Origin of the sequence: Mesotoga sp. H07pep.5.4 (assembly GCF_003664935.1) — a bacterium.
GTDB classification, from domain to species: Bacteria; Thermotogota; Thermotogae; order Petrotogales; family Kosmotogaceae; genus Mesotoga; species Mesotoga prima.
Genome location: NZ_JFHM01000001.1, coordinates 96,987 through 112,922, shown reverse-complemented (window position 1 = coordinate 112,922; position 15,936 = coordinate 96,987). Strand labels below are relative to the sequence as shown.

Sequence of the window (15,936 nt, the reverse complement as noted above, 5' to 3'; positions counted from 1 at the left end):
TTCTCCGATCGAACTCTTTTTTCTCTTTACAGCGCTTTCTCTAATTCAAAGCCGATTGTACTTCCATAAACTTAACCGCTAGATTGCCGAGAACCTAATTTAAAGCCTGCCCAACGTTGTACGCTCTTCGGTACTATCAAGGCAGGAGAAAAACATGGAAAAAGATCGAAGAAGAAAGTCAAACTCACTGCGCTGTCCCTATTTCTTAGGATAACGAAAATAATTCTTCCTTGGTGCCAACAACTCACTTTTTGTTGTTGACGGCATTTTGTTAATCTAGGAGCTCTGAAAAGCTTTATAGGTGGCTGATCTGTCACAGGCTCTTCGGCGCATACATCTACAGCCATCTCCATTTCCGCGCAGTAAGGAGGAGAGGAAGGAACCTTGCCTTTCTATTGCTTTGGTCTACTCTCACCTTGACAATGATACTGATATCCAATACTGCCGTCACACTTATCCTCGTCGGAGTTGGCTCGGCCGTATCCATTCATCCGTTGAAACTGAAGATACTGACGGGCGAGATCCTTGAAAAAGTTAGGGAGGGCCTTAAGAATCCAGAGATGACCGACAAATACCCCGGCTCGAATGGCTGAGGCAACTCCAAAACGCCGGTGTTTTTTCATATCTAAAAGGTCTTCTAGACATTTGAAAGCTTTTGAGGTCTTCAAAATGGGTTTGGTATATACTGTCTGATTTATTCTTAGATAATGACTTTTTTTCGAATCAACATCACTCTCCGGAATCACGAATCTCTTCGAGAGTTCTACCGGTCTTTACGGAATCCGGTTCGGTGACCGTCGGGTTTCTCCTCGCATCGGCCTCCTCATCATTCATCTTTACGAGAAGCCATCTCGCTTTGCTACCTTTACCTGTTCTTATGAGAGCGTAACCGCCTCTAAGTTTCCGGCCTTCGAGCCATATTGTGATATGCCCGTCTTCTATCTGCTTTGAAATAGGATTCGATTCAGGGTCTTCCTTCAGATTTCTGTAGGTTCCCCGGTCCCATAGAAGGACCGTGCCGCCTCCGTACTCGCCTTCGGGGATATTTCCCTCGAAATCGCCGTATTCAAGGGGATGGTCTTCCGTGGGAACGGCCAGCCTCTTTTCCGATGGATCCGTTGAAGGTCCTTTGGGAACGGCCCATGACTTGAGAACCCCGTCGACTTCTATTCTAAAATCGTAGTGAAGTCTTGAAGCATCATGCTTCTGAATGACGAATACCGGCCTCTTTTTTGACCAGTCAATAGAGGCCTCTCTTCCATCGGGTTCCGATGTCTTGCTGAAATCTCTCTTTTTCGCGTATTTATCTAGTTTCTCTTCTCTTTCTTTCACTGTTCACCTCCTGACATGGCAACATACGTGAAAGCTGAAGTACCAAACCACTGAACAGAGGATATTTGGCCCAATTATACCAGCCGGAGATTGGCGGTTTTCCAAAAACAGAAGCTTCAACAATTCACGCCTTTAGTATTTTCAGCCTATGATAAGGGTTAAGGAACAAGATCTCTGATCTTCCCGTCGTCTTTCATCTTTCTGGCGAGATAGATGAACGGTGTGTCTAGAACGGCAACGACCCATTTCAGAATATAAGTGGACCAGAATATCTGCCACCAGACACCTGCCGGAAAGACTCCCGCAAAGGCAATGACAGTGAAGACGGCCGTGTCTATCAATTGCGAGATCATTGTACTCGCATTGTTCCTTATCCAGATGTGCCGTTTCTCGGGGAACCTCTTCTTCCAGAAGTCGTATGCCCACACGTCGTGCAGCTGAGAACACCAGTATGCGGCAAGGCTCGCAAGAGCGATGCGGGGAAGGAGACCAAATACCACAGAAAGGTGTTCTTGCGAAAAGTCTGAAGGGTGGGGCTCGAAGGCGAGCGCAATTTGCATTATCACAGTAACGGATATTAGAGAGAAGAATCCCACGTAGACGGCCTTCCTGGCTTCTTTCTTTCCGTGGTTTTCCGATAGGATGTCTGTAGCGAGGAAAGAGGTCGCATATACGATATTTCCGAGCGTGGCGGCCATCCAGAAGAGAGAGACTGTCTTGATAACCTGCACGTTAGCTATTATCGCGGCAATGGCTACCCATACGTAAAGGCCCGTCTTTCCCCACCATCTGTATGCTATGGTAATCAAAGCAAAGTTCACTACCAGCATTAAGAACCAGAGAATCTCATTCATCTATTTCTCCTTCTTCATATGATCTTGGAAACCTCAAAGCTCCCTTTCGCATTTTATCGCATAAAAGATCTTGAAACCACTGCTGTGAATCTTGGTTGAAATAAGAGCGAAAAGACCGGATTGCATTCACAGTGGAAGGAAAAACGTCACTAGAAGCGGGAAGCGCTTACTAAGACTATGCCAAGAAGCGGCCGGATCAGGTCGTCAAGAAAACACCGTTACCCTGAGAACTTCGCGTGTTCAAGTGTATTCCTCAATAAATCGCTACCGGATGAGCAATTCAGTTGCGGTCGACGAGATCCGACGATTTAGGCTCATCCAAGATCTCCTCGATTTCTTCCAGTTTTTCGTTTACCTCGGCAAGTGCTTCTATCTCCCTGACTTTGGGTAGCAGTCTGCTTTCAAAGGAGCCCACCCCATCATTGTAGGCCTTTACGGCGTTTTTGAGATGGCCCTGTAATCTGCTGTAATGGGAAAAAAAGACCCGAAATCTTTCATAGAGTTCCTTAGAGGCTTGAACGAGACGCTCGGCATTTTCTGTAAGACTGTACTGCTGCCATCCATATGCAACGGACTTGAGCAATGCAACTAGATTGACGGGAGAGGCGATCAGGATCTTTCTTGAAACGGCATATTCGAAAAGTTCAGGATCTGCGAGAAAGGCGGCGTTGATTGCCGATTCCAGAGGAACAAACATGACAACAAAATCGGCCGTTCTACTGAAGGCCTCCGAGTATTTTTTACCGGCAAGCCTGTTGACGGTATCGCGGACATTCTTCGCGTAGTTACCCATGAGATGCTTTCTAAGAGATTCGTCTTCTTCTTCCAGCGCGGTCAAATAACTATCCAGCGGCACTTTGGCATCGACGGGAATGAAGGCGTTATTGGGCAGCTTCACTATCATGTCCGGTCTACCGTTATCGATAGACTCCTGTTCCACAAAGTCAACATGTTCGGTCATCCCGCTGAGCTCAACAATGCGGCGAAGCTCTATCTCGCCCCAACGGCCGCGTGTCGATCTGTTCCTCAAGGCGCTCTTGAGATCCGTTACGCCCTGTCTGAGGTCGGTGTTGGCTTCGGAAAGCATTTTCAGCTGCTCTTCAAGAGCTTTATAAGCTCCTTCCCTTTTTGATTCAAGATCTTTAACATTTTTCTCGAGCTTTTCAAGATTGTCTCTTACCGGGCTGACAAGGCTCTCAAAATCCTTTTTCTGACTTCCCCAGTCTTCTTTCTGGAGTTTCAGTAGGCCAGAGAACTTGTCGTTTGCCTGTCGAATAAAGTTTTCAGTACTGGAATTCAAAACGTCCGAGGAAATAGCCTTGAAAGTCTCTTCAAGTTCCTCCTTGGCAGAAGTCAGCCACTGGAGCTTCTCATCTCTATCCGAGACATCCCTTTCGAGATCCTTAAGGCTGAGTTGTAGCTCCTGGTTCTTCTTGATGCTCCGGGATAATCTTCTTATAGATGCAATTGCGAAGAGAAAGGAGATCAGTGTAACTGCCGACAGAATTATCAGGGCGATAAGCATACTTAACCCTCCATCCGTAACGAGACGGTCTATCCGCCATCAAATAAAAACGTACAAAACAAATAAACGAATGAATACCTAAATATTATAGCAATTCATCTAGCTGCAGTCAAAACAGGCAAAAAGCTTGAAAGAGATGGAAGCGGGAAATCTCTCTTATTTTTCGTCTTCCCAACCTGTTAACTGTCGATCCTCATCAAGAAAAGAAACCAATGAACCACTCAAGAAACGAGTCTTCTTGCCAGTTCGACCGCTCCCGAGCTGTCTGGAGAATAGCCGTCTGCCCCGATCTCCTCGGCATAGGTCTGGCTGACAGGGGCCCCGCCTATCAAGACCTTCACACAGTCCCGAATACCTGCCTTCTTAAGTTCTTCGATAACTCTGGGCATATTCAGCATGGTGGTTGTCAACAGGGCTGAAACAACAAGAATATCGGGCTTCGCATCTCTGGCTGCCTCAACGAACTCTTCGGGCTTCACATCAACGCCGAGATCGATTATCTCGAAGCCCGCTCCCTTGAGCATCATACAGACGAGGTTCTTTCCAATATCATGGAGATCTCCTTCTATGGTACCGGCGACTACCTTCCCGATCTTCTTGACTCCCCCGCTTACGAGCAGTGGCTCGATAAGGTCCATGCACTGGTTCATCGCTTTGGCGGCAACAAGGACCTCGGGAACGAAATACTCGCCCTCCCTGAAGAGCTTTCCAACTTCGTCCATCCCCGGAATAAGCGCTCCATCCAGGATTTCCTTCGCGCTGAGGCCTTCAGCCAGAGCCTCTTCAGTGGCCACCCCGGCCTCTGCCGGCATTGTCTCGATTATCGCGTTCCTTATCTTCTCCAGACTTTTCATTTTCAACCTCCCGTACATTTATCTATGATCAAAGAGCTTGTATAAAAAAAACGCAGTGAAAAGAATCGCTTCAACGCTTTTCTCCAAACAGTCTATCTATTACCTTTTTCACGGTAGTGATACCGCTTATTCTGTGTACCTCGCTTCCGCAAAAGGCGAACCCGTTTTCGAGATCTCCCTTGCACGCATTCATAAGTGCCTCAGCAATGCAATAAGGCGCTTCTCTGTAATTACATGTCTTTATGCATTGAAAAGCACATATGAAGGGCTTTCTTTTCCCCTCCTCAACATCTTCTATGAACTTGTTCCTGATCGCTCTTCCGGGCATTCCCACGGGACTCTTGATAATCGTGATATCTTCGCTGCGCGCATCGACGAATGCCTGCTTGAACCTGTAGTCTGCATCGCACTCTTCCGTGGCAACAAAGGCAGTTCCCACTTGAACGGCAGAAGCTCCCAGCTTGAAGACTCTCTCGACATCATCTCTGTCAAATATTCCCCCGGCCGCTATCACAGGTATGTTCTTCCCGGTATCCCGTTTCACTTGATCCACAAACCTTCTAATTTCGGGTACTGTCTTCTCGAGCGAACTTTCTTCAGAGAAAATCTCCTCAACTCTGTATCCGAGGTGGCCGCCCGCCTTTGGTCCCTCCACAACGAAACCGTCGGGGATGTACTTGTACCTGCTAAACCATCTCTTGAATATTACAGTCGCAGACTTCAGAGATGAGACTACAGGAATGATAGCCGTTTCCGATCCTTCCTCGAGATAAGAGGGAAGATCTAGAGGCAGTCCTGCGCCAGAAATGATTATGTCTATCTTCTCCTTCACGGCCGTTGCCACCATCTCTGCGTAGTTTGTGAGGGCCACCATTATGTTTACTCCCAGAACCCCTTTAGTCTTCTCCCTTGCCCTTCTTACGGTATTCTTGAGGCCATCGATGCTTGCCTGCCTGAAATTTTTTCTGTAACCGTCAACCGTCATACCGATACCTGCCGTCCCAATAACCCCTATTCCACCTTCAGAAGCAACGGAAGCGGCAAGGTTGTCCAGAGATATCCCTACGGCCATTCCACCCTGAATAAGGGGCAGAGATGCCTCATGATTCTTTATCCTGAAAATCTCTATGTCGTCACATCCTCTCGATGCCAAAAACTGTGCATGATTCATAATAACCTAATTTGATGACCAAACTATTCTACTTTGAAAAGAATTCGATTAAGAACCTGCCGATTACTCTTTTTTCCATTTGACTCATCCCTGTTCCGATGAAAGATCGCAGAGAAACCTGTGAATCTCCACCATCGCCAGTGTATCCATCTTGCAGTATTCCAGCATATCTCTTCTTATTTTCTCTATCTCTGACTCTCTGTAATTTCCCAGAGCCATATTTACGAAAACATACCTGGCATCGTCACCGTTGTGGATAAACAGCCCTTCATAACCAACACCTTCCACAAGTGCAGGAAGAAGTTTTTTGATCGAGAAGCTGCCCCCAAAGTCGGGATGATATATGTGGTCCTTCACAAGGAGTTCTGAATCTACAAATTTCTCCGAGAAGGATATGAGCTGTTCTGAAAGCTCTGGGAAATCCTTGTATCTGTTAGACAGCCATCTGAGAATATTTCTCTCGACGGAAGCATGGTGTGCCATAAGTGTTCTGCAGTCCTTCAGGTCCTCAACAAGCCTTTCGGCCAGCAGAAGACTCTCATCTCTCGAAGGATTGTTGAAGAGAAACTCCCTGTGTTCCAGGACGCCCGAGACTTCCCTTCGAATGTGCAGTGAATACTGATACGGAATCCCCTCGTAGGGAGCCAGTCCATCGTACAGGGGGATAACCGAGGCGGCAGTCTCGAAATCGAGATAACCTATCGGATACTTGAGACTGTTCAGCTTTTCACGCAGTTCTTCGGGTTCGTCAAAGACTATCCTTCCCGACTTGGCTCCGCGAAAGACTCTTTGCAGGAGTGGTTTGTCGCCGAGTGCCTCTTGCGGAAGCTCTTCTAGATAGAAGTATCCCTTCTCGATCAAAGCATCTGTCTTGTCGGCACCCAGTCTGGGAAGTTCAAAGATGCTTTGTTTCCTTTCCAGGCCGAAGCATCTTCGAAGATGCTCGCAGTCCCTGCATTTGTATCCCAGTGAGCCGGAAGGGATCAATGTTGAAGTCAGGATAGCTGAGGCAGATTCGAGTTTGGCCTTTATCTCGATTTTCTGCTCCGAGACCTCGTTAGTAACATCTATGATCTCAAAGAGCTTCCGGTCGTCATCGCCCTTGCGATACATCCTTGAGATCATTATCAAACATGCTTTCTTGACTCTGTAACCCGAGTTTTCTATGACAGATACCGTGTAAGAGAGATCCCTTATGTAGTCCTTTGTGTTAGATGAACCGGCAAGGCTGGACTTGACCTCGAAGACATCCAGTGCCTCGCCCTCTTTTCTCACAACATCGGCCCTGGAGACGAAATCGCCACTGATAAAAGCAGGTTCGAAAAGAGTTACAGACTGCCTGTCGCCGATAATCCGTTCGGTTATGAAGGAGGCCTCAAATGGATCCGGTTCTTCTATCAGAATGCCTTCAGGAAAGAGACTTCTCGCCCTTCTCCCGACCTCGAGGCCTTCCTTCATCCTGAAATCCTCTGCGATGGTCGGCGTGAATTCCCGAGGTTCATTCCTCTCGATCCATCCCCTGACGGGGCAATAGTCGTACTCAAGAAACATCTTCTTAGTAATAAGTCTCATCTGGCTTCACCTCGAGGCATGAAGAGAGTTGAATGCAGGGCATCAGACTCATCTCATGATGATTATAACAGTACCGATCGGTACGGTTCTTAGGCTTTCTTTCGTAAGTTGATTATTCCCGTAAATGCAGGTACACATCCGTCGAGGCCGTAAAGCTTCATAATTAAATCCACTCAAGCGAGAGGCTTCATTTGAGATGTGAATTGATGCTAGAATGTTTTTGATGAATACCCGATACACTTGAATCCGATCGGAGCTTGAGAAGTTTTGAGCCTTTGAAAAAATGGGGAGGGATCTACTTGAAACCGGCACCCGATTTCACAGTGATTCTGGGCGTCTTCAGGCGTAACGGAGAACCTTGCAGAGTTCCTTTCTTTGAGCTCTTTGCCGACGATGAAATAATGGAAGAAGTTATGGGCTACAAACTTGCAAAAGTAGAAGAGGATCCCGACAGATACTTCGACCAGCTGGTCGGTTTCTATAAGGAAATGGGATATGACTACGTTCCCTTCTATCAGGCTCCGCGCTTTCCAACTCCCGATTACATCCATGGTGAAGACACGGCCACATACAGGAGAGAAAGCAGGAAGTGGATGAATGAAAAGGGTGGCCCTATCAAGACCCTGAAAGATCTCCAGGAAGCTGACTGGCCGAAGCCAGAGGAAGCTGTTGACTTTGACCTTTTCCGTAAGCTGGGAGACCACCTTCCCGAAGGAATGAAAGTAGTTGGAGGTGCTTCCGGTGGGCCATTTGAGCACTCCAGCTTCCTGATGGGTGTCGAAAATCTCTCCATGGCCGTTTACGAGGATCCCGAGCTGGTCAACACTCTCAACGAAAAGATCGGCAATGTTCTGGTCGGAGCCGCGAAGATAATCTCTTCGATGGACTGCGTGGGAGCATACTGTTTTGGAGACGATCTGGGATACAAGACATCGACCATCTTCTCTCCGAGACATCTCAGAAGACTTGTTTTCCCGTGGTACAAAGAGATAGCCAGTGTGGTACATGCAAACGGTAAACCCTTTGTCCTTCACAGTTGCGGCAACTTAACCACTGTGATGGACGATATCATAGGCGCCGGTGTCGATGCAAAACACTCCTTTGAAGACCAGATAATGCCCGTTACCGAAGTGAAGAGAAGATGGGGCGAGAGAATTTCGATCCTAGGAGGAATAGATGTTGATTTTCTATGCCATGCCTCCGTCGAGCAAGTTAGGAAGAGAACGCTCGAGACTCTCGAACAATGCGCTCCGGGAGGCGGGTATGCTTTAGGCACGGGCAACACCGTCGCCAACTACATCCCGGTGAAAAACTACCTGGCAATGTTGGAGGCCGGAAATGAATTCAACTCTCGCTAGATACTTCGAACCGGCTTTCGATTCGGTCCGTTCATGGTAGAACGCGAGAAAAACATCGCAGTTTTGAAAGGCATTCCTTTCGATATAGATTTGGCTTCGCTTGGAGAAAGCCTGCGGATCAGAGCCGGTTCTGAGGAAGAGGTTACTTTCAAAGAGCTCGTCGAGTGCGCCCGCAAAACCGCCAACCCAAAGGCAATCTACAGGACCTGCTTCGTCGACTGCGTTAACGGAGACGAAGTTACGATAGAAGGTGTTCGCTTCGAGAGCCGTCTCCTGTCGAAAAAACTCCATTCGGTAGGCAGAGTCTTCCCGTTCGTCATAACTTCCGGACGAGAACTTTACGAGTACCCGCTCGATCGTGCAGACTTTCTCAAGATCTTTCTCTGGGATAGCTTGCTGGAGCACATACTCAGTGAGGCAGCCGAATTCATGAGAAGGGAGATTTCAAGGAATAACCTGATCGAAAATCTAGTTTGGATGTCTCCGGGTTCGGGTGATGCGGAGATCTGGCCTTTGCAGCAGCAGAAGGAGTTGTTTTCCTTGATTGGAAATGTGAAGGAGGAAATTGGGGTCGAACTGAAGGAATCTCTTCTCATGATTCCGACGAAATCGATTTCGGGAATCGCCTTTCAATCCGAGAAGGATTACAGGAGCTGCATGGTTTGCAAAAGGGTTAACTGTAATTACAGGAGCGCACCATATGATGAGAAGCTGAGGAACTCCCTTGAATAGAATGGCCCAATCTTGCCGCCAACAAAGAGCCCGCTGCAGTGTAGCTATCGAGTGAAGGGATAGGCTAAATAGAATAGAGGATACCGATGAGGAGAGAAGATAAATAATGAAAGAAGCTGTGCATAAGGTCATATTCCTGCCTTCGCAAAGAACGGTGACGGCAAAGAGAGGCGAGATTCTGCTCGATGTTTTGAGAAGGGAGTCTCAGCCCATAAGTGCCGTATGCGGGGGAAGGGGGAACTGCGGAAAGTGCAAGGCCCTTGTAGCTGAAGGAAGCGAGGCCTTCCCACTAACCCTTACCGAGGCAAGACTTCTGACACGAGACGAGATTGCGGCCGGATACAGGCTGAGCTGCCAGTTCAAAGTCATGACCGATGTCAGAGTCAAAACGGAGGATCCGGCAGTGGATTCTGCAGTTTCCAAACCGCCTCTTCCGAAGGCCTTGATGCGAGAGATATCCCCATTGGTTAGACTCGAAGAGTTTTCTCTTTCAAGGCCGGATATCCATGACCAGGCTTCAGACTATTCAAGACTGATCAGTGCTCTCGTTACAGAAAAGCCCCGGATTGACAGACTGAATCTACTGAGAAGGCTTCCCCATATTATTAGGGAGATAGATTACAGAGGCCGGGCCGTCATGTACGGAAGTGAAGTAATAGACATACTACCTTTCTCTGACGAAAGAGGGATCTTCGGCGTCGCTATCGACATCGGCACGACAACTCTCGCAGTTTACCTGGCGGATCTCAAGTCGGGAGAGATTCTTGCTGTTCGATCTGCCCCAAATCCCCAGTCTTCATATGGCCAGGATGTCATTTCCAGGATAGATTACACAATAAAGAGAGCCGAAGGAATCGATGAACTGAGAATAGCAGTTTTGAAAACACTCAATAAGCTGATCGACGATCTTTGCAAGGAAAGCGAAGTATCGAAGGAAAGGATCTACGATACTTCGATAGTGGGAAACACGACAATGATCCACATCCTTCTTGGAATAAGCCCCGAGAGAATCGCCTCCTCCCCTTTCATACCGGTATTCACGGGAGGAAAGGTATTCGAGTCACGGGAATTGGATCTAGAAGAGTCCATTCCAAATTCGAAAATCTACATAATGCCCGGAATCTCCGCCTATGTTGGCTCGGACATCACAGCCGGTATTCTTTCGTCGGGATTTATCGAAGATTCCGGCAACGTTCTCCTCGTAGACATCGGGACCAACGGGGAGATGGCCCTCAAAAAGGGCGACAGAATCTTCGCCTGCTCCACAGCGGCAGGTCCGGCATTCGAAGGAGGCAATATTAGTCAGGGAACTATTGCCAGGCCGGGAGCGGTCGATCATGTATGGCTCAATGGAGAAGGTATCGGGTTCAGTACGGTGAATGGGTCGAAGGTCTCTGGAATCTGTGGTTCGGGACTGATAGACGCGATTGCCGTAATGATTGATGCCGGTATTCTTACTGAATCGGGACGAATCAAAGGAGAGTACTTCGAGCTTGAAGGCCCAACGGGTAGAGTGCGTATAAACAAGAGAGATATTCGTGAAGTGCAGCTTGCAAAGGCAGCCATTCGAGCGGGAGTATCCATCTTGATGAACCGGGCCGGCATCGAGACACGAGACATCGACAGGATTTTACTTGCCGGAGCCTTCGGGAACTACATCGACCCCGAGAACGCTCTGCGAATAGGCATGCTTCCCAATGTCCCAGTCGAAAGAGTTTCACCCGTCGGTAATGCGGCCGGTCTCGGGGCAGTTCTGGCAGTTCTGGACAGCGGGATTCGAGAGAGAGCGGAGAATCTTAGCAACAACATATACTACGTTGAACTATCTGGCAGAAAGGATTTCAACGAGATTTTCGTTGACAATCTTGCCTTAAGGGAGGGATAAGCAATGGCCTTCAATAGATCAATCATACCTTTGCTCGGCGCGCCGGGCGCAAGGCTGACGGGAACGAAGCTCAAAGAGAATCTCACAAACGCGAAAATCCAGTTTAGCTCTTTGACCAAGCTTATGGAGGAGTTTCAGCCAGACGGGATCTTCTTCATGATGGATCTGACGGTCGAAGCCGAGGCGTTAGGACTGGAAGTCGGCTTCCCCGAGGATAACAATCCCTACGTGAAGGAACATCCAATAAAGGGACCGGACGAGCTGTCCTCAGTGGTAAACTCCTGGAGCGGCGTATCCGGGAGAATGAGGGTCTTCACAGAGGTTGCGGATAAAATGGCAAGAGAACTGCCGGGAAAGAGGGGCAGCTACGTTATAGGCCCACTTAGCCTCGCAGGAGAGTTGGTTGGGGTTACAGACCTCTGTATGAAACTGATAGAAGATCCGGCTTTTGCAGAGAGCGTAATTGACTTCTCCTCAAGGGTTGTAAGTGAATATTCGAAAGCGCTAATCGACCACGGCGCAGACATGATAGCCGTTCTCGAACCGACGGCGGTGCTTTTGTCTAAGAGACAGTTTAAACGTTTTGCGCTTCCCTATTTTGAAAGGCTAAGATCCGAGCTTTCAAAACCTTTGATTTATCACATCTGTGGAGACACGGAACACATAGTAGAACCTATGGGCGCCAGCGGCGCCTACGGATTGAGCCTCGACAGCATGGTGGACCTGAAGGCTGCAGCGGAGAGAGTTCCCGAGAATGTTTTCATCATTGGAAACATAGATCCTGTTAAGGTCTTTCTTCAGTCAAATGAAGAGGAAGTCGAAAGAGAGACTGAAAAACTTCTAGAGAAAATGAAGGACGTACCCAACTTCATTTTAAGTTCCGGGTGTGACATCCCACTGGAGACACCTCCAGAAAACATCTCAGCCTTCTTCAGAGCCGGCAGAAATTATCGTTCGTAGCAAAACGTCTCAAGTCTAGAACAAGAGCAGTTTCTTCAGCGGGTATTATTGAGAACCGTATTCGTATGCGCACTCGAAAAGTCTGAAGATCTTTTCGGGTGGTACTTCGGCCTGAATGTTGTGGATGGGAGAAAAAACGAAGCCTCCCCCAGGAGAAAAAATGTCGATGCGGCGGCGAATATCGTCCTCAAGGTCCTTTAGTGTTCCGAAAGGCAGGACGTGCTGTGTATCGCATCCCCCTCCCCAGAAGACGATATCTCTTCCAAATTCACTCTTGAGCCTTTCCGGCTCCATATTCTTCGCGTTGGTCTGAACCGGATTCAGTATCTGAACACCGACTTCTATGAAATCTGGTATGAAGGTATAGACAGACCCGCAGGAGTGAAGAAAGATGAAAAGATCGGGTTTCTTCCTATGAATGAAGTCGCACAGGGTCTTAAGTCTAGGTTTGAAGATAGATCTGAAAATTCGTGGCGATATCGCGGTGTTCTCCTGGATGCCGTAATCGTCGCCGATCTGAATAATATCTATATCGTCTCCCAGGGCAGAGAGATACTTCTCCAGATCTACAAGATAGGTCTCTAGAAGACGGTCAAGAAAGAACTCCATGAGAGACCGATCGGTAATAAGCCTCTCCATGAACTCCTGGTACCCGAACATTGAATGGCCGGCCTCAAGGAAGTTCCCCCCGAAAGCCCCGATCACAGCGCAGTCTGTTGATTCGCGTATTCCCGTGAGCTGAGCCTTCAAGAACTCGATTTCCTCGCCAGTCAATCTTGGCATAACAAGGGCCGAGATCTCCTCTTTTCGCCCGGCATGGGCCAGGGGAAAGTAACTCCTGTCGAAGTAGTGGCCGCCCCGGGGCATTGTCGCAACTTCGACACCGTCCCTCTCGATTACGAGTGAACCGTCCTCTTTCACTTTCGGGTCGAATCCATCTGGAAAGAGGTATTTCGACCCATCATCGAAGATGTCTCGCCCGTTCCAGGAATCGATTCGAGTTCCAAAGCCTCCATTCAGTCTCTTAAGTTCGATCGAATCGGAATGGACTTCTCTTCTGATCTCATCATCGACAGAGGCAAGCATCTGATGAACATCGAAAACCTTTACTGGAAGATCACGGTAACCGAGATAATCGACAAACCTCCTGTAAGCTTTAGCATGAATACCAGTCGACCTCATTCCTCCCAGATCGATTGGAACACGATCAGGTTCGCAGTGTTTCAACGTTTTCAACACCCTATCTCGTGAAGTCATCTGGTTCCTCTCCTTTCAAATTTTTCTCCCCCTGAGATTCCACGAATCAATTATGCCTGAGATAGACTATATTGCGTCACTACTCCAGGATATACAAGGAGGGTTCATCTCTAAGTGCAGAGTAGCATGAACGAATGAGAGGTCAATTTCTAAGACATCTTCTGAAGAATGTTCAGCAACTCACTGATTATTGCAAATCGACTCTAGCAGCTCAAATCTAAATAGAAAAGCAATATAGTGATTTTGATCAATTTGTCAAAGCTCAATCGATCAAGTATAGCGAAGGCTATAACAGTCTATTTTCGCTTTTTTTGGCAATAGCCGGCGTCGTCTCAAAATATCATTCGCTATTCGGTGATGTACATGTTGATTCGCTTTTCATTTCAAACTTATTTAATTAAGCTTAGTGGACTTATTAACGAAATACATGTGACTCTTCCGAAGCAAATGCGGCTCACATTCTTATTCTCCTTAATCTTCGAATCGAAAGATAATGTCGTTAATTCGTGAAGTAGACTGAAACAATAGAGATGCTGACTTCATATGCCACTGGAATGGCAAATCATGGAGGTGTTCAAAATGCTTCTGAAAAAGAACCGTTTTGTCTTGTTGCCAGCAGTTTTCCTTATCCTTTTGCTTTCTGCGTGTCCATTCAACCCGCCAAACAAAGTTCCTGTTTGGTTTCTTCCCATAGGAGATCAGATTGTGGAAGAAACCAAGACTCTGGAAATTCTGCTTACAGACCACATTTCAGATGAAGATGGCGATATTTTAAGCTTCTCGGTAACTGGAAAGGGAAGTGTTGTTGGCGCTCTATATTCCTATACTCCGGACATCGGCGAATCTGCACTTGAATTCGAGGAAGAAGCGGTATATCCAGTTACGATCACTGCAGACGACGGAAAGGGCGGAACGGCAAGTGAAAGCTTCAACGTCACCGTTATGTCCACGAACAGACCTCCAGTCTGGATAACGATTCCAAATAAAACTGTGCAGGAAGGTTCCACTCTTACAGTTCTGCTTACAACCTACGCCAGCGACCCAGATGGAGATGTTCTTACATTCGATATTCTTGAAGGTCCCGGTGAGATCAACGGAAACAACTATGAGTACTCTCCCTCCTATGAGGAAGCCGCGGTAAGGTTTGAAGAAGCAGCAGTCTATAGTGTTGTGCTAAGAGCTGTTGACTCAAAAGGAGCAGAGGCGACGACAAGTTTTTCTGTAACCGTTACCAATAGTAACAGAGTTCCCGTATTATCGATCCCTTCCCCACAATATGTTACAGCCGGAACGACATTATCTCTGGACATCTCCACATTCGCAAGTGATCCCGATGGAGATTCGCTTACCTTCTCCAAAGTCGCTGGTGTTGGAGCTGTGGCCGGTAGCACCTTCACTTATTCTCCGTTGTTAAGTGACTCAGGAACAAGAAACGCGACGATCAGAGCAAATGATGGAAATGGAGGCCAAACCGACCAGACATTCGATATAATCATCAATCCAAGTGGAATAAACAACCCACCGAATACCCCTTCGAATCCCAACCCTGCCAGTGGGGCACTTACACAGCCAGCCAATCTTACACTCTCTTGGATCGGCGGAGATCCGGACGGCGATGCGGTTACATATGACGTGTATTTCGGTACCTCTCCAACGTCTCTTGTGTTCAAAACAAACAGGAGTACAACTACTTACCCTACCGGTACACTGAGCAGTTCAACTTATTACTACTGGCGCATTGTTGCGATAGACAGTAAAGGAGCCACAAAGACCGGCCCTGTCTGGAGTTTCCGTACTGCGCCAACAAAAGCCTTTGAAGAGACTTTTGAGACATATTCTACAGGAGCTATTACAGGTTCATTCGGGAAATGGCACTACATTGAGTCTGGTAGTGTGCCCAATCCTTTCATTACAACGATTAGCAGTCACGGCAAAGTCATCGGCTTCTACGGTGGAACCGGGGGTTACTCCGTGGTCTACACTTCATCGGTGAAACCCATAAAGCTTGGCTATCTAGAATACGACATCAGGTTGAGTTCCTCCACAGCACCCAAATGGGGCTGGATTGCGCCAAACAACACTAATGCATTCACAGGAATAGGATATTTAGGAGGAAGCCAGGCAATAATCTGCTGGACAAATTCAGGTGGTTCTTACCATTCCGAGAAAGTAATGAATATCTCACCTGGAGTTTGGTACAAAGTGAAGGTTGTTTTCAATCACACAACGGGAAACGCGGCAGTATATGTAGATGGCACATATAAAAGGAGTTTCGTCTATGGCACAGTATCTGCCGGAACAAATGGAGTCAGGATGACAACGAGCAATAGTTTCCTGTCATATATAATGTTCGACAATATTAGCCTGTGGGCAACGGATGCAGGGTATGTGCCATGATGAGAAACCCTCTTCTACTGATGCGAGGTGAAATAGCGA

13 protein-coding genes are annotated in these 15,936 nt (G+C 47.6%); 6 read left to right on the top strand and 7 right to left on the bottom strand.

Annotated elements, in window-relative coordinates:
- Positions 1–305 precede the first annotated feature (305 nt).
- A complete protein-coding gene (locus tag Y696_RS00470) occupies positions 306–593 on the top strand; it encodes a hypothetical protein (protein ID WP_121509530.1) in 288 nt (95 codons plus the stop codon).
- 136 nt (positions 594–729) lie between these two features.
- Here the strand turns inward: Y696_RS00470 and Y696_RS00465 are convergent, their stop codons facing one another.
- The 6 genes from Y696_RS00465 to Y696_RS00440 all read right to left on the bottom strand — a co-directional run bounded on the left by Y696_RS00465 (position 730) and on the right by Y696_RS00440 (position 7,308).
- Positions 730–1,332, bottom strand: coding sequence for a DNA polymerase ligase N-terminal domain-containing protein (locus Y696_RS00465; RefSeq protein ID WP_121509529.1), 603 nt, complete (start codon positions 1,330–1,332; stop codon positions 730–732).
- A 158-nt stretch (positions 1,333–1,490) separates the two neighbouring features.
- The gene (locus Y696_RS00460) at positions 1,491–2,186 is read right to left on the bottom strand and encodes a queuosine precursor transporter (RefSeq protein ID WP_006490127.1); all 696 of its coding nucleotides are present in this window, start codon (positions 2,184–2,186) and stop codon (positions 1,491–1,493) included.
- Positions 2,187–2,466: 280 nt separating this feature from the next.
- Positions 2,467–3,711: a DNA recombination protein RmuC gene (gene rmuC, locus Y696_RS00455; RefSeq protein WP_121509528.1), complete on the bottom strand. Its 1,245-nt coding sequence runs from the start codon at positions 3,709–3,711 to the stop codon at positions 2,467–2,469.
- Positions 3,712–3,932: 221 nt separating this feature from the next.
- Positions 3,933–4,565, bottom strand: coding sequence for a corrinoid protein (locus Y696_RS00450; RefSeq protein ID WP_121509527.1), 633 nt, complete (start codon positions 4,563–4,565; stop codon positions 3,933–3,935).
- Between the two features lie 70 nt (positions 4,566–4,635).
- Positions 4,636–5,736, bottom strand: coding sequence for a nitronate monooxygenase family protein (locus Y696_RS00445; RefSeq protein WP_183084163.1), 1,101 nt, complete (start codon positions 5,734–5,736; stop codon positions 4,636–4,638).
- An 84-nt stretch (positions 5,737–5,820) separates the two neighbouring features.
- Complete coding sequence (locus tag Y696_RS00440; RefSeq protein WP_121509526.1) at positions 5,821–7,308, bottom strand: DUF2779 domain-containing protein; 1,488 nt, start codon at positions 7,306–7,308, stop codon at positions 5,821–5,823.
- Positions 7,309–7,607: 299 nt separating this feature from the next.
- On the opposite strand from Y696_RS00440, the gene Y696_RS00435 reads away from it, so the two are divergent.
- The 4 genes from Y696_RS00435 (at position 7,608) to Y696_RS00420 (ending at position 12,243) form a co-directional block, all read left to right on the top strand.
- On the top strand, positions 7,608–8,666 hold the full coding sequence (locus tag Y696_RS00435; protein WP_121509525.1) for a uroporphyrinogen decarboxylase family protein: 1,059 nt from the start codon (positions 7,608–7,610) through the stop codon (positions 8,664–8,666).
- Between the two features lie 33 nt (positions 8,667–8,699).
- Positions 8,700–9,398 carry a vitamin B12 dependent-methionine synthase activation domain-containing protein gene (locus tag Y696_RS00430; RefSeq protein WP_121509524.1) on the top strand — a complete coding sequence of 233 codons (699 nt, stop codon included), beginning with the start codon at positions 8,700–8,702 and terminating at the stop codon, positions 9,396–9,398.
- A gap of 106 nt (positions 9,399–9,504) precedes the next feature.
- Positions 9,505–11,283 carry an ASKHA domain-containing protein gene (locus Y696_RS00425; protein WP_121509523.1) on the top strand — a complete coding sequence of 593 codons (1,779 nt, stop codon included), beginning with the start codon at positions 9,505–9,507 and terminating at the stop codon, positions 11,281–11,283.
- 3 nt (positions 11,284–11,286) lie between these two features.
- Complete coding sequence (locus tag Y696_RS00420; protein WP_014729989.1) at positions 11,287–12,243, top strand: methylcobamide--CoM methyltransferase; 957 nt, start codon at positions 11,287–11,289, stop codon at positions 12,241–12,243.
- Positions 12,244–12,288: 45 nt separating this feature from the next.
- Here the strand turns inward: Y696_RS00420 and Y696_RS00415 are convergent, their stop codons facing one another.
- Positions 12,289–13,500 carry a uroporphyrinogen decarboxylase family protein gene (locus Y696_RS00415; protein ID WP_121509522.1) on the bottom strand — a complete coding sequence of 404 codons (1,212 nt, stop codon included), beginning with the start codon at positions 13,498–13,500 and terminating at the stop codon, positions 12,289–12,291.
- Positions 13,501–14,079: 579 nt separating this feature from the next.
- Between Y696_RS00415 and Y696_RS00410 the strand changes: the two genes are divergently transcribed.
- Complete coding sequence (locus Y696_RS00410) at positions 14,080–15,897, top strand: Ig-like domain-containing protein (RefSeq protein ID WP_121509521.1); 1,818 nt, start codon at positions 14,080–14,082, stop codon at positions 15,895–15,897.
- The last annotated feature ends 39 nt before the right edge of the window (positions 15,898–15,936 follow it).

Coding starts and splice junctions, on each gene's coding strand:
- Y696_RS00425 (WP_121509523.1), top strand. CDS start 9,505: ATGAAAGAAGCTGTGCATAAGGTCATATTCCTGCCTTCGCAAAGAACG.
- Y696_RS00440 (WP_121509526.1), bottom strand. CDS start 7,308: ATGAGACTTATTACTAAGAAGATGTTTCTTGAGTACGACTATTGCCCC.
- rmuC (WP_121509528.1), bottom strand. CDS start 3,711: ATGCTTATCGCCCTGATAATTCTGTCGGCAGTTACACTGATCTCCTTT.
- Y696_RS00410 (WP_121509521.1), top strand. CDS start 14,080: ATGCTTCTGAAAAAGAACCGTTTTGTCTTGTTGCCAGCAGTTTTCCTT.
- Y696_RS00460 (WP_006490127.1), bottom strand. CDS start 2,186: ATGAATGAGATTCTCTGGTTCTTAATGCTGGTAGTGAACTTTGCTTTG.
- Y696_RS00450 (WP_121509527.1), bottom strand. CDS start 4,565: ATGAAAAGTCTGGAGAAGATAAGGAACGCGATAATCGAGACAATGCCG.
- Y696_RS00420 (WP_014729989.1), top strand. CDS start 11,287: ATGGCCTTCAATAGATCAATCATACCTTTGCTCGGCGCGCCGGGCGCA.
- Y696_RS00445 (WP_183084163.1), bottom strand. CDS start 5,736: ATGAATCATGCACAGTTTTTGGCATCGAGAGGATGTGACGACATAGAG.
- Y696_RS00430 (WP_121509524.1), top strand. CDS start 8,700: ATGGTAGAACGCGAGAAAAACATCGCAGTTTTGAAAGGCATTCCTTTC.
- Y696_RS00415 (WP_121509522.1), bottom strand. CDS start 13,500: ATGACTTCACGAGATAGGGTGTTGAAAACGTTGAAACACTGCGAACCT.